19 protein-coding genes are annotated in these 20,241 nt (G+C 63.4%); 8 read left to right on the top strand and 11 right to left on the bottom strand.

The genetic code is table 11. The features are described from left to right. Nucleotides 1–39: 39 nt before the first annotated feature. Nucleotides 40–2,106: an FUSC family protein gene (locus tag AC0L2X_RS28235; RefSeq protein ID WP_473561238.1), complete on the top strand. Its 2,067-nt coding sequence runs from the start codon at nt 40–42 to the stop codon at nt 2,104–2,106. Here the strand turns inward: AC0L2X_RS28235 and AC0L2X_RS28230 are convergent. Then, nucleotides 2,103–3,224, bottom strand: coding sequence for a DUF2336 domain-containing protein (locus tag AC0L2X_RS28230; protein WP_473561236.1), 1,122 nt, complete (start codon nt 3,222–3,224; stop codon nt 2,103–2,105). The genes AC0L2X_RS28235 and AC0L2X_RS28230 overlap by 4 nt on opposite strands. Before the next feature lie 110 nt (nt 3,225–3,334). Here AC0L2X_RS28230 and AC0L2X_RS28225 point away from each other — a divergent pair, with 110 nt between their 5' ends. Beyond that, the gene (locus tag AC0L2X_RS28225) at nt 3,335–3,826 is read left to right on the top strand and encodes a MaoC family dehydratase (protein ID WP_473561234.1); all 492 of its coding nucleotides are present in this window, start codon (nt 3,335–3,337) and stop codon (nt 3,824–3,826) included. 3 nt (nt 3,827–3,829) lie between these two features. Continuing rightward, nucleotides 3,830–4,711: an HpcH/HpaI aldolase/citrate lyase family protein gene (locus AC0L2X_RS28220; RefSeq protein ID WP_473561233.1), complete on the top strand. Its 882-nt coding sequence runs from the start codon at nt 3,830–3,832 to the stop codon at nt 4,709–4,711. 18 nt (nt 4,712–4,729) lie between these two features. On the opposite strand, the gene AC0L2X_RS28215 is transcribed toward AC0L2X_RS28220, so the two are convergent. Beyond that, a complete protein-coding gene (locus tag AC0L2X_RS28215; RefSeq protein ID WP_352737125.1) occupies nt 4,730–5,314 on the bottom strand; it encodes a nitroreductase family protein in 585 nt (194 codons plus the stop codon). A 156-nt stretch (nt 5,315–5,470) separates the two neighbouring features. Between AC0L2X_RS28215 and AC0L2X_RS28210 the strand changes: the two genes are divergently transcribed. Continuing rightward, nucleotides 5,471–6,436, top strand: coding sequence for a hypothetical protein (locus AC0L2X_RS28210; protein ID WP_473561231.1), 966 nt, complete (start codon nt 5,471–5,473; stop codon nt 6,434–6,436). 118 nt (nt 6,437–6,554) lie between these two features. Here the strand turns inward: AC0L2X_RS28210 and thrS are convergent, their stop codons facing one another. The 3 genes from thrS to yidD all read right to left on the bottom strand — a co-directional run bounded on the left by thrS (nt 6,555) and on the right by yidD (nt 10,032). Further along, entirely contained in the window at nt 6,555–8,528 is a 1,974-nt protein-coding gene (gene thrS / locus AC0L2X_RS28205; RefSeq protein WP_473561229.1) for a threonine--tRNA ligase, read from the bottom strand. Nucleotides 8,529–8,695: 167 nt separating this feature from the next. Further along, nucleotides 8,696–9,511, bottom strand: coding sequence for a class D beta-lactamase (gene blaOXA / locus AC0L2X_RS28200; protein WP_473561228.1), 816 nt, complete (start codon nt 9,509–9,511; stop codon nt 8,696–8,698). Between the two features lie 146 nt (nt 9,512–9,657). Beyond that, nucleotides 9,658–10,032, bottom strand: coding sequence for a membrane protein insertion efficiency factor YidD (gene yidD / locus AC0L2X_RS28195; RefSeq protein ID WP_473561227.1), 375 nt, complete (start codon nt 10,030–10,032; stop codon nt 9,658–9,660). A 337-nt stretch (nt 10,033–10,369) separates the two neighbouring features. Here yidD and AC0L2X_RS28190 point away from each other — a divergent pair, with 337 nt between their 5' ends. Then, entirely contained in the window at nt 10,370–11,284 is a 915-nt protein-coding gene (locus tag AC0L2X_RS28190; RefSeq protein ID WP_352492756.1) for a LysR substrate-binding domain-containing protein, read from the top strand. Here the strand turns inward: AC0L2X_RS28190 and AC0L2X_RS28185 are convergent. After that, complete coding sequence (locus AC0L2X_RS28185; protein WP_352492757.1) at nt 11,281–11,727, bottom strand: iron-sulfur cluster assembly scaffold protein; 447 nt, start codon at nt 11,725–11,727, stop codon at nt 11,281–11,283. The genes AC0L2X_RS28190 and AC0L2X_RS28185 overlap by 4 nt on opposite strands. A gap of 240 nt (nt 11,728–11,967) precedes the next feature. Here AC0L2X_RS28185 and folE point away from each other — a divergent pair, with 240 nt between their 5' ends. The 3 genes from folE to AC0L2X_RS28170 all read left to right on the top strand — a co-directional run bounded on the left by folE (nt 11,968) and on the right by AC0L2X_RS28170 (nt 14,165). Further along, entirely contained in the window at nt 11,968–12,603 is a 636-nt protein-coding gene (folE, locus tag AC0L2X_RS28180; protein ID WP_473561223.1) for a GTP cyclohydrolase I FolE, read from the top strand. Between the two features lie 35 nt (nt 12,604–12,638). Then, a complete protein-coding gene (gene hisI, locus AC0L2X_RS28175; protein ID WP_473561221.1) occupies nt 12,639–13,109 on the top strand; it encodes a phosphoribosyl-AMP cyclohydrolase in 471 nt (156 codons plus the stop codon). Nucleotides 13,110–13,193: 84 nt separating this feature from the next. Then, nucleotides 13,194–14,165, top strand: a complete 972-nt coding sequence (locus AC0L2X_RS28170) for a patatin family protein (protein WP_352466977.1) — start codon at nt 13,194–13,196, stop codon at nt 14,163–14,165. A gap of 20 nt (nt 14,166–14,185) precedes the next feature. On the opposite strand, the gene recJ is transcribed toward AC0L2X_RS28170, so the two are convergent. From recJ to AC0L2X_RS28145, 5 genes are all read right to left on the bottom strand, one after another. After that, complete coding sequence (recJ, locus tag AC0L2X_RS28165; RefSeq protein WP_473561219.1) at nt 14,186–15,970, bottom strand: single-stranded-DNA-specific exonuclease RecJ; 1,785 nt, start codon at nt 15,968–15,970, stop codon at nt 14,186–14,188. Between the two features lie 60 nt (nt 15,971–16,030). Beyond that, nucleotides 16,031–17,014 (bottom strand): class II fructose-bisphosphatase, encoded by a 984-nt coding sequence (gene glpX, locus AC0L2X_RS28160; protein ID WP_352492761.1) that lies wholly within the window; start codon nt 17,012–17,014, stop codon nt 16,031–16,033. 199 nt (nt 17,015–17,213) lie between these two features. Further along, entirely contained in the window at nt 17,214–18,527 is a 1,314-nt protein-coding gene (locus tag AC0L2X_RS28155) for a homoserine dehydrogenase (RefSeq protein WP_473600750.1), read from the bottom strand. 46 nt (nt 18,528–18,573) lie between these two features. Next, nucleotides 18,574–19,791, bottom strand: coding sequence for an LL-diaminopimelate aminotransferase (locus AC0L2X_RS28150; protein ID WP_352620508.1), 1,218 nt, complete (start codon nt 19,789–19,791; stop codon nt 18,574–18,576). Between the two features lie 40 nt (nt 19,792–19,831). Further along, complete coding sequence (locus tag AC0L2X_RS28145; protein WP_473561215.1) at nt 19,832–20,218, bottom strand: hypothetical protein; 387 nt, start codon at nt 20,216–20,218, stop codon at nt 19,832–19,834. Nucleotides 20,219–20,241 lie beyond the last annotated feature (23 nt).

Here is a 20,241-nt window from a genome sequence, read left to right as displayed (position 1 = left end):
CCCGCCGCTAGCTTGGCCTTCTGAGCTGGAGACGAGCACTTGATCTGGGCGCGGCTGAAGGACGATATCGGCACGCGGATCGCTGGCCTGACGCGGCCGACGCGCTCGGACTGGATTTTTGCCCTGCGCACCGTTTCGGCCGGCCTCATCGCGCTTTTGGCCGCCTATGCGCTGAAGCTCGACCACCCGCAATGGGCGATGATGACGGTGTTCATCGTCGCACAGCCGGTCGCCGGCATGGTGCTGGCGAAGGGGTTTTATCGTCTCCTCGGCACGCTTGCCGGCGCGCTGGCGGCGATCGGCATTACCACTGTTTTCGGTGCCAACTCGTGGTTGCTGGTTGCACTTCTTGCCGTCTGGATCGGCTTCTGCACGCTGGTCTCGTCGCTGCTACGCAATCCGGAGGCCGATGGCGCGGCGCTTGCCGGCTACACCGCGATGATCATCGGCCTGCCGGCTTTCGGCCAGCCGCACCTCGTCATCGATCTCGCCGTGGCGCGCTGCGCGGAAATCGTGCTTGGTATCGCCTGCGCTGCGCTGACCAGCCGGCTGATCCTGCCGAAACTGGCCGCCGACGCCATCATCTCAAGACTGAAACGCAGCATTCTCGACCTGGCGGCCTACGCGGACGGCGCTTTTTCCGGCGGCGATGCGGAAAAGCTTGCCGGGCTGCACCGCAAGCTGATCGGCGATGTCCAGACGCTCGGCGAGATGCGCACCTACGCAAGGCTGGAGGGGCCTAGCCTCGCCACCCGCGCCTATCCGGTCCGGCGTACCATCGGTCAGCTTCTGTCGGCGCTGTCAGCGGCGCGTGCGCTGCATGGCCATGCCGCTCCGAAGAATGCAGCCCTCATCCCCGTTCGCGCCGAGTTGCAGGCCGTTGTCGGCGAACTGGTAGCCAAGTCGGGCGCGCTGGACGATACGGCGCCCTGGGTGGCGCGGCTCGACGCAATCGCCGGCAAGGCGCGGCAGATGCCTGACGTCGCGGCCGGGCAAGACATTGACTGGGCTGGCACTGTCACCCGCCTAACCATTGCCGCCGACTTCGCCGAGGCCATGCAGCAAGTGCTGCGCGGCCTGGATGCACTCCGCTCTCCCCCGTCTCGTGCCAGTCGCGAACGGCGGCAGCCGGCGCTGGTGGTGCACCGCGATTACCGTGCGGCATCGCGCAATGCCGTGCGCGCAGCAATCGCCACGCTCCTGGTCGCCGGCCTCTGGCTGGCGACGAAATGGTCGGGCGCGACGGGCACGGTCATTCTCGTCGCCGTCGTCTCCAGCCTGTTCGCCGCTCGCCCCGATCCAATCCGGTCGGCATGGAACTTCTTCGAGGGCACGTTGCTCGCCCTGCCCTTTGCGTTTCTCATCGGCCAGTTGGCGCTTCCGGTTTTGCCAGGCTTCGGCTGGTTCATGGTCATTGTCGTCCCGATCCTGGTACCAGCGGCACTGGGCATGGCCAATCCGCGCTATGTCGGCGTGGCAACGGCCTTTGCCATCAATTTCCTCGCCTTCCTCAGCCCACATCAGGCGATGACCTACGATCCGTTTCCGTTCTTCGCCAATTCGGCATCGGTCCTGGTCGGCATTCTTCTGGCGATCGGCGTCTTCGCCATCGTGCTGCCCGCCGGCCCCTGGGTCACCGTCAACCGCATCCTGCAAGCCATGCGCGAAGATCTTGCCCGCCTCTGTCTACATGAGCGTATGCCGCGGCGGCTGGCTTTCGAGAGCCTTGCCTATGATCGGGTCAATCAGTTGATGCCGCTGCTGCAGAACGCCGGCGAGAAAGGCGACGCCGTTCTCGCCGGCGGCATTGCTGCCGTTACTGTCGGCCTCGAAATCCTGCGGCTGCGCAACGCGCAACAGAGTTCCGCGATCCCGCCTGAAACAGCACTTTCCATCGCCAATTTCCTGCGCGGTCTGGCGCGCGAACTGCTGTTCAGGCGGTCCGGCGAGCCGCCGACGGCGACCGTCGCCGTCGCCAGGCAATATGCAGCTGGCATCGCGGAGCGAAGCGAAGCAGCCGAAATGCTGCATATCGCCGCCTCGCTGCGCATCATTGCCGCCGCGATCGAAGATTTTCCGGATTTTTTCGCGAAGGACCGGGTTTAAGCAGCCGCGATCGCCAGCGCGTGGCCGCGTGCGTTCTCGCGCAGCGCGTCGAGATGGATCGACTTGACCAGCCGGGCGAGATCGCCTTCGGCGGACTGCCCGCCCAATTCCTTCAGCATCAGCCAGCTGACTTCCTGGACGCCGGCGAGGCGTTTGCCATTGGCGACCTCGCGCCAGACCTTCAGCGCACGCAGGATGATGGCGTGGGTGGCGGCGGCAAGCCCGGCGCTGCGGAACAGTGCCTGCAACGCTATGTCATGCCCCCCGGCCAGCAGTGCGCTCACCCGTTGTTCGGACTGCTGGCTGAGCGCGACCAGGGCCGAACCAAAGAAGTCGACCTTGCCGTGGGCGATGGTGCGGATGACGAAGCTTGCGGTCAGGTCGCCGCGCAGACGCAGATGTTCGACAAGTGCTGTATGTTCCTCGGCACGCGTGCCTTCGATCAATGTCACGGAAGCTTTGACGCAGGCATCGCGGGTGACGCGCTCAGCCCTGGCGGCGCCCATCAGCGCCAGCACCAGCGGCGAGCCCTTGAGCGTCTCGCCCACTTTGACCAGCAGCAAATGCCGGCAATCGGCGGGCAGGCGTGCGTCGGCAATCAGCGCCTCGCGCACCAGAGGCAGATGGCCGTGCCGCTCGGCCATGCGGCGAAAGCTGATCGATGCGATGTCGGCGCCGCTGTTGGCGAGCAGCGTGGCGCAGGCCTCCGGCTCGCCGATCTCGGCGATCGCCGCCGCAACCGACATCGAGAGGCGTGGCCGGTCGGCGATCACCTTCTGCGTCGCCTTCTGGCCGCCGGCAACCCGATCGATCAGGTCGGCATCGGTAAGCAGCGGCGACCGCGCCAGTACCAACGCGGCCACCTCGGGCTGGTCCGAAGCCAGCGCGCTGACGATCTGCGGCGGCGCGTAGTGGCTCATGGAAAGCGCGTCGGCGATTGCCAGCCGCACCTTCGACGATGCGTCATCGAGCAGCAATGTCAGCGCCGCCTCGGCAGCGCAGCGGTCCTCGAAAGGCAAGTCCGAGTCGACATAGGCGCGAGCCAGCGCGCTTGCCGCCGCAGCGCGCTCCGACACCTTCGCCGTGTGGATCCATTTCAGGAAATGCGAAACGACCATGTCGCCTGCTTACGCCCTTTGCCAGAACGCTTCTGGCCCCTGTCGAGACCGTAGGCACAAATGGTTTACGAACGGTTCACCATGTTCGTTAACTGGCTTGCGAGCCCGGTATGCAACGCCTATCAACCCTTAAGCAGCGGAGGAGATCGACAATGGCCGGACTTTACCTTGAGGAGTTCGTTGTCGGCCATGTGTTCAAGCACACGCTGCGCAAGACCGTGACCGAAAGCGACAACATGCTGTTTTCGGTGATGACGCTGAACCCGCAGCCGCTGCACATTGACTTCGACTTCGCCGCCAAGAGCGAATGGGGCAAGCCCTTGGTCAATTCGCTGTTCACGCTTGGCCTGATGATCGGCATCTCGGTCAACGACATTACCGTCGGCACCACTATCGCCAATCTCGGCATGAGGGAGACGGTGTTTCCGCACCCCGTCTTCCATGGCGACACCATTCGCGTCGAGACCACGGTGGTTTCGGTACGCGATTCCAGATCGAAACCGGACCGCGGCATCGTCGAGTTCGAGCATCGCGCCTATAACCAGAACGACGTGCTGGTTGCCAAATGCACGAGGCAAGCCATGATGATGAAAAAGGCATAGCCGATGCGTTCTCTGCTCTTCGTTCCCGGCGATTCGGAAAAGAAGCTGGAGAAGGGCTTTGACGTGGGCGCCGACGTGGTCATCGTCGACCTCGAGGATTCGATTGCCGCGCAGAACAAGGGTCTGGCGCGCGATACAGCGGCGCGTTTCATCGCCGCACACAGGCACCGAACCAGCTCCTTGATTTATGTGCGCGTCAATGACCTTTCGACCGGACTGACCGACGACGATCTGGCGGCGCTCGTGCCAGCAAAACCAGACGGCATCATGCTGCCTAAGTCGAACGGCGGACTGGATGTCCAGCATCTCTCGGCCAAGCTCAGGGTGCACGAAGCTGAAAGCGGCCTGCCGGATGGAGCTATAAGGATCCTGCCGATCATCACTGAAACCGCCGCCGGCGTTCTGGCAGCAGCGACCTACGCCCGTGCAAGCGCGCGGCTTGCCGGCGTCACCTGGGGCGCGGAGGATTTGTCGGCGGCAATCGGCGCGCGCGCCGCGCGCGACGAGAACGGCCGCTACACGGTTGTGTTCCGCCTCGCCCGCACCATGACCATCCTCGCCGCAAGTGCCGCGGAGGTCGCGGCGATCGACACAGTCTTTCCGGACTTTCGTGACATGGCAGGCTTCGAGGCCGAATGCGCGGAGGCCGAGCGCGACGGCTTCACCGGCAAGATGGCGATCCATCCGGCGCAGGTGCCGGTCATCAACGCTGCTTTCACGCCTTCGGCGCAAGCGGTGAAAAGCGCCCTGGCGATCGTCGAGGCGTTCAAGGCGGCAGGAAATCCAGGCGTCGTCGGCATCGACGGCAAGATGTACGACCGGCCGCATCTCAAGCTCGCCGAGCGGCTCCTGGCGCGGGCCAGGGTAGCTGGGCTTGGCGCTTAAGACTGTTCCGCGCCGAAATTATCCCACCCACGGCCCCGAATAATCGGCATAGAGCTTTGCCGGATCGGGCCGTGGTCGTTCCGGCGCTGGCCCCTGATAGGAGCCGATATGGACGAAACCGACGACCCGCTCATGCGGGGCCAGGCCGAGGATCGCCCTGCCCTCGGGCACGTCGGAATACCAGTTGCTGATCATGTTGGTGCCGTAGCCCAGCGCATTGGCGGCAAGCATCAGGTTCATCGCCGCCATGCCGCCGGACAGGAACATCTCCCATTGCGGGATCTTTGGATTTTCCCTGGGGATCGAGATCACGCCGATGACCAGCGGCGCCCGCGAAAAGCGCGCCAATTCCTGGTTGCGGCGGCCTTCCGGCAGCGGCCCTTCACGCTGTTCGGCAAGTGCCGCCAGCTTCTTGCCGATCTCGATGCGAGCTTCGCCGCGATACAAGATGAAACGCCAGGGCTCCAGCCGGCCATGGTCCGGCACCCGCGAGGCTGCGGCGATCATCGTCGCAATCTCCGCATCGCCGGGTGCCGGTTCTTTCAAATCCGGGATCGGCGCGGAATTTCGGGTCAGCAGAAAATCGATGATCGGCGACGCCATGGGCGCAAGTCTCCTGGAATTTGAGCTGAAGCGCACCATCGGGACATCGGGCGGCTTGGGCATTGGCGCGGCGCGCCGGACAAAGAGCCCTGTAGCAGAAGCCGACCGGACTCTTAAGCCTTGAAATTGCCACCGCCTTGGGCTTCAACGCAAGGCATGTTTGAGGGGACATTGCGTCTTTTCCTGATATGGGTCGCTGCCGCACTGTTGATGGTGCCGGTTTCGCTTGCCGTCGCCCAGGATGTGGACGGCCTCGGCGAGCTGAAACTTCCCGGAATTTCGGGCTATGCGCCTCCAAAAAGCGAGACATCGCTGGCGTTGGGGAGCAGCGGGGCAATCACGCTGTCGGCGCAATTGACCGACAAGGGCGCCGACATCACGCGCGGCATCGTCTGGCGCGTCTTCAAGCCCGAATCGGCCAGCGACGGCAAGCTGCCGATGGTCGCCTCGGCTCATGGCGGCACCGCCGTATTCCAGCTCGAGCCGGGTTCGTATCTGGTCCACGCCTCCTACGGGCGGGCCGGCGCCACCAAGCGCATCACAGTCGGCAAGGAAGCCAAGCGCGAGAGCCTCGTGCTCGATGCCGGCGGCCTCAAGCTCGATGCCGTGCTGTCGGGAGGAGTGCGCATACCGCCGAAGAAGCTGCGCTTTTCGATCTATGAGAGCCACGCCGCGGCCGATGGCGATCGCGCTCTGATCATACCCGATGTCGAGCCGAACAGCGTCGTGCGGCTCAATGCCGGCACCTACCATGTCGTGTCGACTTATGGTGCGGTGAACGCGGTCATCCGCTCCGACATCCGCGTCGAGGCCGGCAAGCTGACCGAAGCGACCGTCGAGCACCGTGCGGCCGAGATGACCATGAAGCTGGTGCGCGAGTCAGGCGGCGAGGCGATCGCCGACACCTCCTGGTCGCTGCTCAACGAGTCCGGCGATCCGATCAAGGAAACCGTCGGCGCCTTCGCCTCGATGGTGCTGGCCGAGGGCGACTACACCATCATCGCCAAGAACCGCGACCGCATCTACCAGAAGGATTTTACCGTGGTTGCCGGACACAACCAGGACATCGAAGTTCTGGCCACCGAGGCTTCGGCCATCGATTCCGAGGAAAGCGCCGACTGAGCCCTGCCTGTCTAAGCTGCCTTGCGCATGCGTCGCGCCGGCAACTGGGCGCGGCGTGACAGGCACATGAAAAATGGCGGTGGATTGCTCCACCGCCATTCATTGCAGGTCGGCAGGCTCAGGCTGCGCGGCGCTTGCGGTCGGGTGTCACCGCCTCGTCGGCAAGCAGCCTCACGGCAGCTGCGAGGCCGAGCGATTCCTGGTCGCGCGACCCGAGACGGCGGACATTGACCGTTTCTTCCTCGGCCTCGCGCTTGCCACAGACGAGGATGACCGGGACCTTGGCCAGCGAATGCTCGCGGACCTTGTAGTTGATCTTCTCGTTGCGCAGATCTGCTTCGGCGATCAGCCCGGCCGCCTTCAGCTGCGCAACGACCTTTCGCGCGTAATCGTCGGCATCGGAAGTGATCGTCGCCACCACCACCTGCAGCGGCGCAAACCAGAGCGGGAAATGGCCGGAATAATTCTCGATCAGGATGCCGAGAAACCGCTCCATCGAGCCGCAGATGGCGCGATGCACCATCACCGGCTGCTTCTTTTCCGAATCCGAGCCGATGTAGAAGGCGCCGAACCGTTCCGGCAGGTTGAAATCAACCTGCGTCGTGCCGCATTGCCAGTCGCGGCCTATGGCGTCCTTCAGCACATATTCGAACTTCGGCCCGTAGAACGTGCCCTCGCCCGGATTGACGCCCGTCTTGATCCGGTTGCCCGATCGCGCCGCGATCTTGTCGAGCACGTCCTGCAGCACGCCCTCGGCATGATCCCACATCGCGTCGGTGCCGACCCGTTTTTCGGGGCGGGTCGCCAGCTTGACGGTGATTTCGTCGAAGCCGAAATCGGCATAGGTCGACAAGATCAGGTCGTTGATCTTGATGCACTCGTCGGCGAGCTGTTCCTCGGTGCAGAAGATGTGGGCGTCGTCCTGGGTAAAGCCGCGCACGCGCATCAGCCCGTGCAGTGCGCCGGACGGCTCATAGCGATGCACATTGCCGAATTCCGCAAGTTTTACCGGGAGATCGCGGTAGGACTTCAGCCCGTGCTTGAAGATTTGGACGTGGCCGGGGCAGTTCATCGGCTTCAGCGCAAACACCCGGTCATCGTCGGTGTCGTCGCCGGCCACCGTCACCTTGAACATGTTGTCTCGGTACCAGCCCCAGTGGCCTGACGTCTCCCACAGGCTCTTGTCGAGCACCTGCGGCGCGTTGACCTCCTGATAGCCCTGCTCGTCGAGGCGGCGACGCATGTAATTGACCAGGTTCTGGAACATCCTCCAGCCCTTGGCGTGCCAGAACACGACCCCGGGGCCTTCCTCCTGGAAATGGAACAGGTCCATCTCACGGCCGAGCTTCCTGTGGTCGCGCTTCTCGGCCTCCTCCAGCATCGTCTGATAGGCCTCGAGCTGCGCCTGATCGGCCCAGGCCGTGCCGTAGATGCGGGTCAGCATCGGGTTGTTGCTGTCGCCGCGCCAATAGGCGCCGGCGACCTTCATCAGCTTGAAGGCGTTGCCGATCTGGCCGGTCGAGGCCATATGCGGGCCGCGGCAAAGATCGAACCAGTCGCCCTGTGCATAGATCTTGAGGTCCTGATCCTCGGCGATGGCGTCGATCAACTCGAGCTTGTAGCGCTCGCCCTTGTCGGCAAAGATTTTTTTCGCCTTTTCACGCGACCAGACCTCTTTGGTGAACGGCTTGTTGCGCGCAATGATCTCGCGCATCTTCTTCTCGATCACCGGGAAATCGTCGGGCGTGAACGGCTCGTTGCGGGCGAAATCGTAGTAGAATCCGTTTTCGATCACCGGCCCGATGGTCACCTGCGTTCCCGGCCAAAGTTCCTGCACGGCTTCGGCCAGCACATGCGCTGCGTCGTGGCGGATGAGCTCCAGCGCACGCGGGTCCTCGCGGGTGATGATCTCGACTTTGCCTGATCTGCCGATCGGGTCGGAAAGGTCGCGCAGCGTGCCGTCGATGCTGTAGGCGACGGCCTTTTTGGCCAGCGACTTCGAGATCGATTCCGCCAGGCCGGCGCCGGTCATCGCCGCGTCATAGTCGCGGACGGAGCCATCGGGAAATGTCAGGGAAACGGAATTCAGCATAAGATTCTCCTATCCAGTCCCGCAAACGAGCGCGGGTGGTGAAATGCATGTCGCCCAAAACTGCCTAGCGGTTTTGGGGCTACGACATGCATCAGTAAGTGCCGGATGCGTCCGGCGGCGAGCGGTCTTTTATGGACAGTTTTCGGCGCCGTAAAGCCGGATGTAGGTCACCTGAGGAGATTCGGCAGCTCTTTCAGGAACATCGCCCGCGTCTTGAGCCCCTTTGGCGTGTCGGAACGTTTCGTATCGACTACCAGGCGGGCAAAGACGATCTTGCGGGCGTCCGTCTGCGCCCAGCCGACAAACCAGCCAAGCGAGCGCTTGTCGGCGCTGTCGCCAAGCCTGGTCGTTCCAGTCTTGCCCTGCACCGTCCAGCCGCCTGCCCGGAAGGTCGGGACAATCGCACTGGTCATCGCATGGGCCTTGTCCGAGACCGGCAGTTTCCGCGCCAGCAGCTTGCGCAGGAAATCGACCTGCTCGATCGGCGATATCTCAAGCGAAGAGTTCACCCAGGAATGGGTGAGTCCGTCATTCCTGCCGGCAGTGCCGGAGACGTCGGTGTTGCCATAGTCCAATCTGGACACATAGCCGGCAAACTGTTTGCTGCCGAGCTGTTGCGTAATCTCGCGTGAGAACCAAAGGACCGAATCCCTTTCCCAAATCGTCGGGTCGACGGTCTTGCGGTCCCGTTTCGGCGCGTTGAACTCCGCCTTGTACTCCCAGCTCGGCGTGTGCTCGTCGCTCAGGATTCCGGCGTCATAGCCGATCAGCGCCAGCGGAACCTTGAATGTCGAGGCGGGGCTGAAGCGCTGGTTGCAGGTCCCTTGGCGATACAGCGTCTCGCCGCTTGCGGCGTCGACGATCAGCGTGCATTCGACGTCCGCGAGCGGCGCCGATTGCGCACGGATCGGAAAACCCAACAGCCACGCCAGGACATAGAGAACCACGGCGAAAACGAAGGGAAGACGATCTATCCGGCGCATTTGGTAATCTCTCCTGAAGGGGTGTCAGGAGCGGCTTAGCGAGGCGTCTTGTCTCGATTTTGTCTTAAATGCGCTATGTCCGCGCAAGCTTCGGTTAACCCTACCAGATCGTAAAGGCGGTCCGGTTGTGTACCGAACAGTTGCGTTCAGCTGTCCAGGTCGCCACGTTTTTTCCCGATCAGCCAGTACCGCCATGGCGTGAACCAGAGGTAGCGATCGCCCAGCACATCAGGCACGCGGTCGATGCCGTGCGTGCCAAACGGCCCGCAGCGCAGCACCCGGAAAAACCCAATCCAGCCACCGGCCCACAGCCCATGCCGGGCGATCGCCTCGTGCGTATATTCGGAACAGGTCGGCAGATGCCGGCAGGAATTGCCGACGAAGCCGGACAGCGTCAGCTGGTAGAGCCGGACGAGCGACGTGCCGAGGAGGCGGCCCGGCGTCTTGCGCCACGGGCCGGGCCAATTGCGTCCTTGTCGAATCGGCCCGGCGCCGTGCGCTTGCCGATGTTGGCCGACCACTGCAGTCTCCACATCGCGTTTCCCTACACGATAGATGTGCGCATCGGGCCAGGAACGCAATGCCGTCCGGCAATCCCATCATGGCCTGGTACGGCGAACCGGGCAGCGGTCGGGCGTCGGCTTCCGGCATACGGCGACGCCAGTCGGTGGCCTCTCCTCGCACCGATCCCTACGCGGTTTCTCGTCGTACCGTTGAAACGTCGCGATCCGCACGACATCGCCCAGAATATTGAGAAACTGGATCATAGCGGCACTCCTTGAGCACCGATTAGAGCGCCGCTGGCCTTGCTGTTCAAACGAGTATAACGTCCACGTCAGATAACTCTGAGTTATGCGAATGAAGCGCGGACACCTCCCCCTGACGGCTCTCAGAAGCTTCGAAGCAGCCGGTCGTCACCTGAGCTTCAGCCGTGCGGCCGAGGAGCTTTATGTTTCGCAGGCGGCGATCAGCCGCCAGATCCGCGAGCTCGAAGCCTTCCTGCGCCAACCTCTGTTCTTCCGCCATCATCGCCGCGTCGAGTTGACCGACACCGGCCGGCGGCTGCTCGACCAGTTGGTCAGAAGTTTCGAGGGCATCGACAGGCTGCTTTCGGAATTGACGGCGGCCCCGACGCAGTCCGTGGTCCGTGTCAGCGTCGAGCCGTCGCTTGCATCCGTATGGCTGGTGCCGCGGCTCAACCGCTTTCGCGAGTTGCGACCCGATATCGACGTTTCCCTTGAGGTCGACCCGAGGTTGATAGAGTTTCGCAGCGATCAGCCCGAACTTGCCCTACGCTTCAGTGCGCACGCCACCTCATGGCCACGCAGCGAAGCCGAACAGCTTGCCGCGGTCGTCGATTCACCAGTTCTGTCGCCGGCGCTTCTTGCATCCGGCCCAGCTCTGGAAAAGCCGATCGACCTTGGTCGCTATACATTGCTGCACGAAGAAAACCGTCAGGCTTGGGCGCGCTGGTTCGAAGCGGCGGGCGTCACGGCTGATACCGTGCCTGCGCGTGGTCCGATGCTGGCGGATGCTTCGCTTTCGAAGCAGGCAGCCTTGCTTGGACATGGTGTCGCGCTGGGCGATCTTTTGCAGATCGGCGAAGAACTTGCGTCCGGCGCGCTGGTCAAGCCTTTCGACATCGACGTCGCGTCCGGCGCCTATTGGCTGGTGGCCAGAAGGCTGAATGACCTTTCCGAGCCGGCCAGGGCTTTTGCCGACTGGGTCCGGGCGGAATTCGCCGAAAGCCGGCGTTTCCTTGCCGAGATCTAAGCCGCCTCTTCCGCCCGCTTCTTTTCGATCTGGCCGATCGCATCGACCACTGCGTCGAACGTCAGCATGGTCGAGGCGTGGCGCGCCTTGTAGTCGCGCACCGGTTCCAGGTATTTCAGGTCGGCGAAGCGGCCTTCGGGCGGCGGGCCATTTTCCTTCAGCATCTTCAGCATCGTCTCGCGCACGCTGCGCAATTCTTCGGCGCTGGCGCCGACGACATGCTGCGCCATGATCGAAGACGACGCCTGGCCAAGCGCACAGGCCTTCACATCATGCGCGAAATCGCTGACGACGCCATCATCCATCTTCAGATCGACGGTCACCGTCGAGCCGCACAGCTTGGAATGTGCTCGTGCGGTTGCGTCGGGCCGCTCGAGCCGGCCGATCCGTGCGATGTTTCCGGCAAAACCCAGAATTTTCGCATTGTAGACATCGTCGATCATATTTTTCCAATCCGTCGCCGCCCAGCGAACAGTCATTGCCGCTCTGGCGTCTTCCTTTCGCTCGGCACGAACATATATAATGGCGATAGTCGGGTATCGACAAGGCGACCACAAACCTCGTCATACCCAATTCTGTTCACGCCACTTACGGGCTGGAAACCGGGCGAGTTTCTGACACCCGAAAGGTCGTGGTCCGTTCAACTCGTTCCTCCTGAGAGAGGAACTACGGGAGACGCCTTTATGGACGCCGTTATCAAGAAACTCATGCCGCGGTCCGCCTATATGGAAAAGCCGGTCACCGACCGGCCGAGCGAGGCCGAAGTCGAAGCCGCCGTGCGCACCTTGTTGCGCTGGACCGGCGACAACCCTGACCGCGAGGGCCTGATCGACACGCCGAAGCGCGTCACCAAGGCGTTCAGCGAAATGTTCAACGGCTATGATATGTGCCCGGCCGAGGAACTTGGCCGCACCTTCGAGGAAGTCGCCGGCTATGACGATCTCGTCCTCGTCAAGGACATATCCTTCCACTCGCATTGCGAGCATCACATGGTGCCGATCATCGGCAAGGCGCATGTCGGCTATCTGCCTGACGGCAAGGTTGTCGGCCTGTCCAAGATCGCCCGCGTCGTCGACATCTTCGCCCATCGCCTGCAGACCCAGGAAGCGATGACCGCGCAGATTGCCGGCGTCATCCAGGACGTGCTCAATCCGCGCGGCGTGGCCGTTATGCTTGAGGCGGAGCATATGTGCATGGCCATGCGCGGCATCCGCAAGCAGGGCTCGACCACGCTGACCTCAACCTTCACCGGCGTCTTCAAGGACACACCCGAAGAGCAGGTCCGCTTCGTCACAATGGTGCGCGGCAGCAGGATCTGATCGGCTTGCCGGCTTCGCTAGATAAGGACCGGCGAATGTCGGCATTGGAATTCCCGAAAGCTCCAACAGACAAGAAGGCACTCGAGGAAGGCACGGTCCTTTCACCGCGCTTCGATGCTGCCGGCCTCGTCACTGTCGTGGTCACCGATGTCGAAGACGGCATGCTGCTGATGGTCGCGCATATGAATGCCGAGGCGCTGGCGCTGACGCTCGAGACCGGCATCGCGCACTACTGGTCGCGTTCGCGCAACGGGCTGTGGAAGAAGGGCGAAACCTCGGGCAATGTCCAGCAGGTCGTCGACATGCTCACGGATTGTGACCAGGACGCGATATGGTTGCGCGTCAAAGTGCTGGGTCATGAAGCAACTTGTCACACCGGCCGACGTTCATGCTTTTATCGGACGGTGGGGCTGAGCGATGGCAAAGGGACGCTTGCCAGCGACGGCAGCAAGCCGCTGTTCGATGCGGAAAAAACCTATCGAAAGCCCAATACACCATCAATATGAACCATTCGCAGCACTTCAGCCACGTATATTCATGATTTCGATACGGCCCGCCTGTAGGATGACCGTGGGACAAGGGAGATTGTGATGCTCGACTGGGCGTCATTGCGCAACAGACCTGACGTTCGGGAGGCCAATGGCCTCTCTTCGGCCGCAGGCGCATCCGAAACCAAATCTCCGGGCAAAACAGGGATTTCTCTGGCATTGGGTGGCGGCTGTGCGCGCGGCTGGGCGCATATCGGCGTGCTGCGCGCGCTTGACGAAGCCGGCATCGAAGTGTCGATGATCGCCGGCACCTCGATCGGCGCGCTGGTCGGCGGCTGCTATGTTGCCGGCAAGCTCGACGAGCTGGAAGAATTCGCGCGCAGCCTGACCAGGCGGCGCATTTTTGGCCTTCTCGATCTCAATCTACGCGGCAGCGGTCTGTTCGGTGGCATGAAGCTCGATGCGCGGCTGCGCGAGCACATAGCCGGCATCCGCTTCGAGGATCTGCCAAAACCATTCGTCTGCGTCGCTTCGGAAATCCGCACCGGCCATGAGATCTGGCTGTCGAGCGGCTCGTTGAGCACCGCCATGCGCGCCTCCTACGCGCTGCCCGGCGTGTTCGAGCCGGTCGCCTGCAATGGGCGTGTGCTGGTTGACGGCGCCCTGGTCAATCCGGTGCCGGTCTCGGTTTGCCGTGCCTACGAGCAGCCGCTCGTGGTTGCGGTGAACCTCCACTACGATCTGTTCGGCCGCGCCGCGGTGATCAAGCACAGCGCCGGCGAGCTGGTCATCGAGAAAGACGCGCCGCGGGCCGGCCACGCCGATCCCGAACGCCAGTCGCGCGAGACGCGGCTCGGCATCACCGGCGTCATGGTAGAAGCCTTCAACATCATCCAGGACCGCATTTCGCGCGCCAGGCTGGCCGGTGACCCGCCGGACATATCGCTGCAGCCGAAGCTCAGCCATATCGGCCTGACCGAATTCCACCGCGCCGACGAAGCGATCCGTATCGGCTACCAGGCAACGATGGCGCAGATCGGCGACCTGACGCGGCTGCAGACCGTCCTCGCTTAGGCAGGGCGGTCCGCGAGCTCTCAGGCAAGCGCCGCGTCGACGATACGAAATTGCACCGTGCGGTTGCCGTTCCAGTGGTTGCCCGACAGCGAGCCGGCGACATGCACCGGCTTGCCCCTGTTCTTGAACAGGAATTCGCCGAGCGCAGTATCGACGGCGCGAAAGGCGATCGCCTGGATGCGGCCGCCGCTTTCCGACTGCAGTTCGGCGCGGATGTGGTTGCTGCCGACCGCCCGCGCATCGACAAGCCGGTGACGCGGCAGCGCGAACACCGGCGCGACATGCCCTGCGCCGAACGGCCCTGCCCTCTCAAGTGCATCGAGCAGCGCAAGCGTCGCGCCCTCGGCGGCAAGCGCGCCGTCGATCGCCAGGCTCTCCTCGCCTTGCAGGCGGAACACATCCACCGCCGCGCGCTCTTCGAAGAAAGCCCTGAGTTCGCCGAGCTTCGCCCGCTCGACAGTGATGCCGGCCGCCATTCCGTGGCCGCCGCCCTTGACGATCAGCCCGGCATCGGCAGCCTCGCGCACCAGCCGGCCGAGGTCGAAGCCCGACACCGAACGGCCTGACCCCGTACCGACACCATTGGCGTTGAAGGCGATGGCAAAGGCCGGCCGTCTTGCATGGTCCTTGAGCCGCGAGGCAAGCAGGCCGACAATGCCCGGATGCCAGTTGCTGCTGGCTGTGACCACGATGGCCGGTCCATTGCCGCCGGCAAGCTCGGCGTCGGCCTCTGAGCGCGCCGCGGCCAGCATCTCCTGCTCCATCGACTGCCGCTCCTGGTTGAGCCGGTCCAGTGTCTCGGCGATGGTGCGCGCCTCGACCGGGTCGTCGGTTGCAAGCAGGCGGCTGCCAAGTGCTGCGTCGCCGATGCGCCCGCCAGCGTTGATGCGCGGACCGATCAGAAAGGCCAGATGGAATGTGCTGATCGGCTCGCCTATACGTGAGACCCGCGCCAGCGCCGCCAGCCCTTCGTTTCTCTGCTGCCGCGCCACCTGCAGCCCCTTGACGACGAAGGCGCGGTTGACACCGGTGAGCGGCACCACGTCGCAGACAGTGCCCAGCGCCACCAGGTCGAGCAGAGCAAGCAGGTCCGGCGGTGCGGCATCCGGCAGGCGGCCGCGCAGGATCTTCGCCGTCTGCACCAGGCAAAGGAAGACGACGCCGGCGGCACAGAGATGGCCTTGCCCGGAAAGGTCGTCCTCGCGATTTGGGTTGACGACCGCAGCCGCTGCCGGCAACGGCCCGCCGACCTGATGGTGATCGAGCACCACGACGTCGGCGCCGGCGGCCTTCGCGGCGTCGATGGAAGCAGCACTATTGGTGCCGCAATCGACCGTGACGATCAGCGTCGCGCCGCGCGAGACGAGTTCGCGCATCGCTTCCGGATTGGGGCCGTAACCCTCGAAGATGCGGTCCGGTATATAGATCTCCGACGGTACCGAGAAATGTGCGAGGAAGCGCTTGAGCAGCGCCGACGAGGCGGCGCCGTCGACATCGTAGTCGCCAAAGATCGCCACCTTCTCCCTGGCCGTCACCGCCTGGGCGATGCGAGAGGCGGCCTTGTCCATGTCGGTCAGTGATGCCGGGTCGGGCAGCAGGTTGCGGATGGTCGGATCCAGGAACCGCTCGGTCTGCTCGGCGGTGACGCCGCGCCCGGCCAGCACGCGCGCCACGATGTCGGGCACGCCATAACCTTGCGCGATGGCGAGCGCAGCCATGTCCTGGCGCTCGGTCAGCCGGTGTTCCCAGGAAACGCCGGTGGCCGATTGCCTGACATCGAGGAAAAAGCGCCTTTCCCCCGTCACGTGACGCGCCGTCTGCAATTTGTCATTGCGCACAATATGCAACGGCTAACTGAGTCGAAATCAAAACTTTTCCAGATCCTGGTGCCTGGCCTTGATCTCGCGCACGGTTCGCGACGACGAGCGCAGCACGATCGTATGCGTGGTGATGAAATTGCGGCCGAACTTGACGCCGGCCAGCATGTTGCCGTCGGTGACGCCGGTCGCGGCAAACAGCACGTCGCCGCGTGCCATGTCTTGCGTGTGGTAGATCCGTTTAGGGTCGGAGATGCCCATCTTGGCGGCGCGCGCCAGCTTTTCCGGCGTATCGAGGATCAACCTACCCTGCATCTGGCCACCGGTGCAGCGCAAGGCGGCGGCTGCGAGTACGCCTTCGGGCGCGCCTCCGGTGCCGAGATAGATGTCGATGCCGGTCTCGTCCGGGTCGGTGGTATGGATGACGCCGGCGACATCACCGTCGCCGATCAGACGGATTGCGGCTCCGGTCGCCCGCACAGCTTCGATCAACGCGCCATGGCGTGGCCGGTCGAGAATACAGGCGGTGATCTCCGCCACCGGCACGCCTTTGGCCCTGGCGAGGCTGGCGATGTTTTCGGCCGGCGAGGTGTCGATGTCGATGATGCCGTCGGCATAGCCCGGGCCGATCGCGATCTTGTCCATATAGACGTCGGGCGCGAACAGAAGGCTGCCTTTTTCGGCAATGGCGATAACGGCCAATGCGTTGGGCAGGTTCTTGGCGCAGATCGTCGTGCCTTCGAGCGGATCGAGCGCTATGTCGACAGCCGGGCCTCTGCCGGTACCGACCTCCTCGCCGATATAGAGCATCGGCGCCTCGTCGCGCTCGCCTTCTCCGATCACCACCGTGCCGTTGATGGCAAGACGGTTGAGCTCCTGCCGCATGGCATCGACCGCGACCTGGTCGGCGGCTTTCTCGTCGCCGCGACCGCGCAATCGGGCGGCCGCGACCGCGGCGCGTTCGGTAACGCGCACCAATTCCATGGTCAGTATCCGGTCGAGGCCGGCGACAATGTTCTGGGCCACATTCATCTATGGACAATCCTCGTTGGCACTTTGTTTTTATGCATGTCGTTGTTCCAAAACCGCCGCACACTTTTGGGCGACATGCATTAGCCTCCCGCCGGAGGCGCGCTTCTTGTGTCAAAGCCTCGTGACAACAGCAAGACCTGCGCTGGGCCTTTTTGAAAGCGCAGCAATATCAATCGATTAAACGAAAAATATGAGACTACTATCCGGCCCGCTCGATGCGGATGACTTGCGGCTTATCGGTCAGAAGGCTGTCCCTGGTGATGCCGTCGACGGCCTTGCGCACCGCCGCCTCGGTCGTCTCGTGGGTCACCAGGATGACGGTCTTCTGTGCCTCGGTTTCCGGCCCGGCGGCATGCTGGACGATCGATTCCAGCGAAATGTCGTTGTCGGCCATGCGCTTGGCAATCGCGGCGAAGACGCCGAGGCGGTCGTGCACGGTCAGCCGGATGAAATATCCGCCGGCATGGCTGCGCATCTGCGCTTTCTTGTAAGGCTTCAATTCCTTCGCCGGCCGGCCGAAGACCGGACCGTGCTGGAAGCCAGGCCGGCTCTTGGCGATGTCGGCAATGTCGCCGATCACCGCCGACGCGGTGGCGTTGCCGCCGGCGCCAGGGCCGGAAAGCAGCAATTCGCCGAGGATGTCGGTTTCTATCGCGACTGCGTTGGTGACGCCGTGCACCTGCGCGATGACCGAGGCCGTCGGCACCATGGTCGGGTGGACGCGCTGCTCGATGCCGCTTTCGGTGCGTTGGGCGACGCCAAGCAGCTTGATTCGGTAGCCGAGATCGCCGGCCGCGCGGATGTCGGCCTGGCTGATGTTGGAGATGCCTTCCATGTAGATATCGTTGGCGGCGATCCTCGTGCCGAAGGCAAGGCTGGTCAGGATCGACAGCTTGTGCGCGGTGTCGTGGCCCTCGATGTCGAAGGTCGGGTCGGCTTCGGCATAGCCCAGCCGTTGCGCATCCTTCAGGCAGGCATCAAAGGACAGGCCCTCGGCTTCCATGCGCGTCAGAATATAGTTGCAGGTACCGTTGAGGATACCGAAAACGCGGGTCACCGAATTGCCGGCCATCGCCTCGCGCATTGTCTTTATAACCGGAATGCCGCCGGCCACCGCCGCCTCGTAATTGAGCAGCACGCCCCTCTTTTCTGCGATCTCGGCCAATGCCACCCCGTGTTTGGCAAGCAACGCCTTGTTTGCGGTGACGACATGTCGGCCGGCCTCGAGCGCCGCTTTCACCGAGGACCGTGCCGCGCCTTCGTCGCCGCCGATCAGCTCGACGAAGACATCTATCTCGGCGGTCTGCGCCATCTTGACGGCGTCGTCGAACCACCGTGCTATGCCAAGATCAACGCCGCGGTCGCGTTTGGGATCGCGGGCCGAAACCGCCGACACGACGATGTCGCGTCCGCACTGCCGCGTCAGTTCGGCCGCCTTGTCGCGCAGCACGCGGGCCACCGACGCACCGACGGTGCCGAGGCCGGCAATTCCAACACGCAACGCTTCAGCCATGTCGGCGACGCCCCTCAACAATTCGGTCGATTGATGTGTAAGAAACTCAGCGATGCGCGGCGAGCGGCACGACATTGTTTGGCTGCTTGGTGCTGGATGCGAGGAAGCGCTTGATGTTGCGCGCTGCCTGCCGGATCCGGTGCTCGTTTTCGACCAGCGCGATGCGCACATGATCGTCGCCATGCTCGCCGAAGCCAACGCCCGGCGCCACCGCGACGTCGGCGTGCTCGATCAGGAGCTTGGAGAATTCGAGCGAGCCGAGGTGCTTGAACGGCTCCGGGATCGGCGCCCAGGCGAACATCGACGCCGCCGGTGCGGGAATGGTCCAGCCGGCACGGCTGAAGGCGTCGACCATGACATCGCGGCGTTTGCGGTAGACGTCGCGCACTTCGGCGATGTCGGCGCCATCGCCGTTGAGTGCATGCGCCGCCGCCACCTGGATCGGCGTGAAGGCGCCGTAGTCGAGATAGGATTTCACTCGCGTCAGCGCGGAGATCAGCCGTTCATTGCCGACCGCAAAACCCATGCGCCAGCCCGGCATCGAAAAGGTCTTCGACATCGAGGTGAACTCGACCGCGACGTCTATGGCGCCCGGCACCTGCAGCACCGAAGGCGGCGGATTGCCGTCGAAATAGATCTCGGAATAGGCAAGGTCCGACAGGATGATGATGTCGTTCTTCCTGGCGAAGGCCACCACCTCCTTGTAGAAATCGAGCGAAGCGACCAGTGCCGTCGGGTTGGACGGATAATTGAGGATCAGTGCCAGCGGCTTCGGGATCGAATGGCGGATGCCGCGCTCCAGGGCCGGGATAAAGCCGTCGTCCGGCTCGACCTGCAGCGAGCGGATGACGCCGCCCGACATGATGAAGCCGAAGGCGTGGATCGGATAGGTCGGGTTGGGGCAGAGGATCACGTCGCCGGGGGCGGTGATCGCCTGCGCCATATTGGCAAAGCCCTCCTTCGAGCCGAGCGTCGCCACCACCTGGCTGTCCGGATCGAGCTTCACGCCGAAGCGGCGGGCATAATAGTTGGCCTGGGCACGACGCAGGCCCGGAATGCCGCGCGACGACGAATAGCGGTGCGTGCGCGGATCGCGCACCACCTCGCATAATTTGTCGACGATGGCCTTGGGCGTCGGCAGGTCCGGATTGCCCATGCCAAGGTCGATGATGTCGGCGCCGCGCGAACGCGCGCTGGCCTTCAGCCTGTTGACCTGTTCGAAGACATAGGGCGGAAGCCGGCGGACCTTGTGAAATTCTTCCATGGCAGTTCCAGACAGTGAGGTTGCGGTCGCGCGTATAAGCTTATTTGCAATTAGGGTCGAGAGCGGGGTCGCATTTGCCTTCGATCTGCTTCAGCGTCTCGGCGCCGTGTTTTTTTGCCAGCTGGTCCAGCGCTGCCTGGTCCGCGACCTTGACGCCGCCGCCCTTCGCGGCCTGGCTCTGTTCCTCGGCCTTCAGTTGGGCGAGCTTGGCGTTCTTTTCCTCGTCGGTGAATTGCTCGGCCGCCACCTGCGGCCGGATGTTCAGGTTCGGATAGGAACCGGTGTCCTTCGCGCCGACAAGGCCGGTGGCGGGCACTGCTCCTTCCATGTTGCTGCTCGTGCAGCCGGCCATCGCCAACAGGACGAGCACCATGCGGCAAAAACGACCAGTGCCGGAAAAAACGTTCTTGCGAATATTAATCGTCATATTGTTTTCCTGGAGGCCGGGTT

The organism is Mesorhizobium sp. WSM4828 (assembly GCF_055811175.1).
This window is presented reverse-complemented; position numbering and strand designations above follow the sequence as displayed.

Excerpts from the sequence above, each read along its gene's own strand:
- AC0L2X_RS28225 (WP_473561234.1), top strand. The coding sequence starts at position 3,335 with ATGCAACGCCTATCAACCCTTAAGCAGCGGAGGAGATCGACAATGGCC.
- AC0L2X_RS28185 (WP_352492757.1), bottom strand. The coding sequence starts at position 11,727 with ATGATCGACGATGTCTACAATGCGAAAATTCTGGGTTTTGCCGGAAAC.
- AC0L2X_RS28210 (WP_473561231.1), top strand. The coding sequence starts at position 5,471 with ATGTTTGAGGGGACATTGCGTCTTTTCCTGATATGGGTCGCTGCCGCA.
- AC0L2X_RS28155 (WP_473600750.1), bottom strand. The coding sequence starts at position 18,527 with ATGGCTGAAGCGTTGCGTGTTGGAATTGCCGGCCTCGGCACCGTCGGT.
- AC0L2X_RS28230 (WP_473561236.1), bottom strand. The coding sequence starts at position 3,224 with ATGGTCGTTTCGCATTTCCTGAAATGGATCCACACGGCGAAGGTGTCG.
- thrS (WP_473561229.1), bottom strand. The coding sequence starts at position 8,528 with ATGCTGAATTCCGTTTCCCTGACATTTCCCGATGGCTCCGTCCGCGAC.
- glpX (WP_352492761.1), bottom strand. The coding sequence starts at position 17,014 with ATGAATGTGGCCCAGAACATTGTCGCCGGCCTCGACCGGATACTGACC.
- folE (WP_473561223.1), top strand. The coding sequence starts at position 11,968 with ATGGACGCCGTTATCAAGAAACTCATGCCGCGGTCCGCCTATATGGAA.
- AC0L2X_RS28150 (WP_352620508.1), bottom strand. The coding sequence starts at position 19,791 with ATGGAAGAATTTCACAAGGTCCGCCGGCTTCCGCCCTATGTCTTCGAA.
- AC0L2X_RS28170 (WP_352466977.1), top strand. The coding sequence starts at position 13,194 with ATGCTCGACTGGGCGTCATTGCGCAACAGACCTGACGTTCGGGAGGCC.
- AC0L2X_RS28220 (WP_473561233.1), top strand. The coding sequence starts at position 3,830 with ATGCGTTCTCTGCTCTTCGTTCCCGGCGATTCGGAAAAGAAGCTGGAG.
- AC0L2X_RS28190 (WP_352492756.1), top strand. The coding sequence starts at position 10,370 with ATGAAGCGCGGACACCTCCCCCTGACGGCTCTCAGAAGCTTCGAAGCA.
- hisI (WP_473561221.1), top strand. The coding sequence starts at position 12,639 with ATGTCGGCATTGGAATTCCCGAAAGCTCCAACAGACAAGAAGGCACTC.
- AC0L2X_RS28145 (WP_473561215.1), bottom strand. The coding sequence starts at position 20,218 with ATGACGATTAATATTCGCAAGAACGTTTTTTCCGGCACTGGTCGTTTT.
- blaOXA (WP_473561228.1), bottom strand. The coding sequence starts at position 9,511 with ATGCGCCGGATAGATCGTCTTCCCTTCGTTTTCGCCGTGGTTCTCTAT.
- AC0L2X_RS28215 (WP_352737125.1), bottom strand. The coding sequence starts at position 5,314 with ATGGCGTCGCCGATCATCGATTTTCTGCTGACCCGAAATTCCGCGCCG.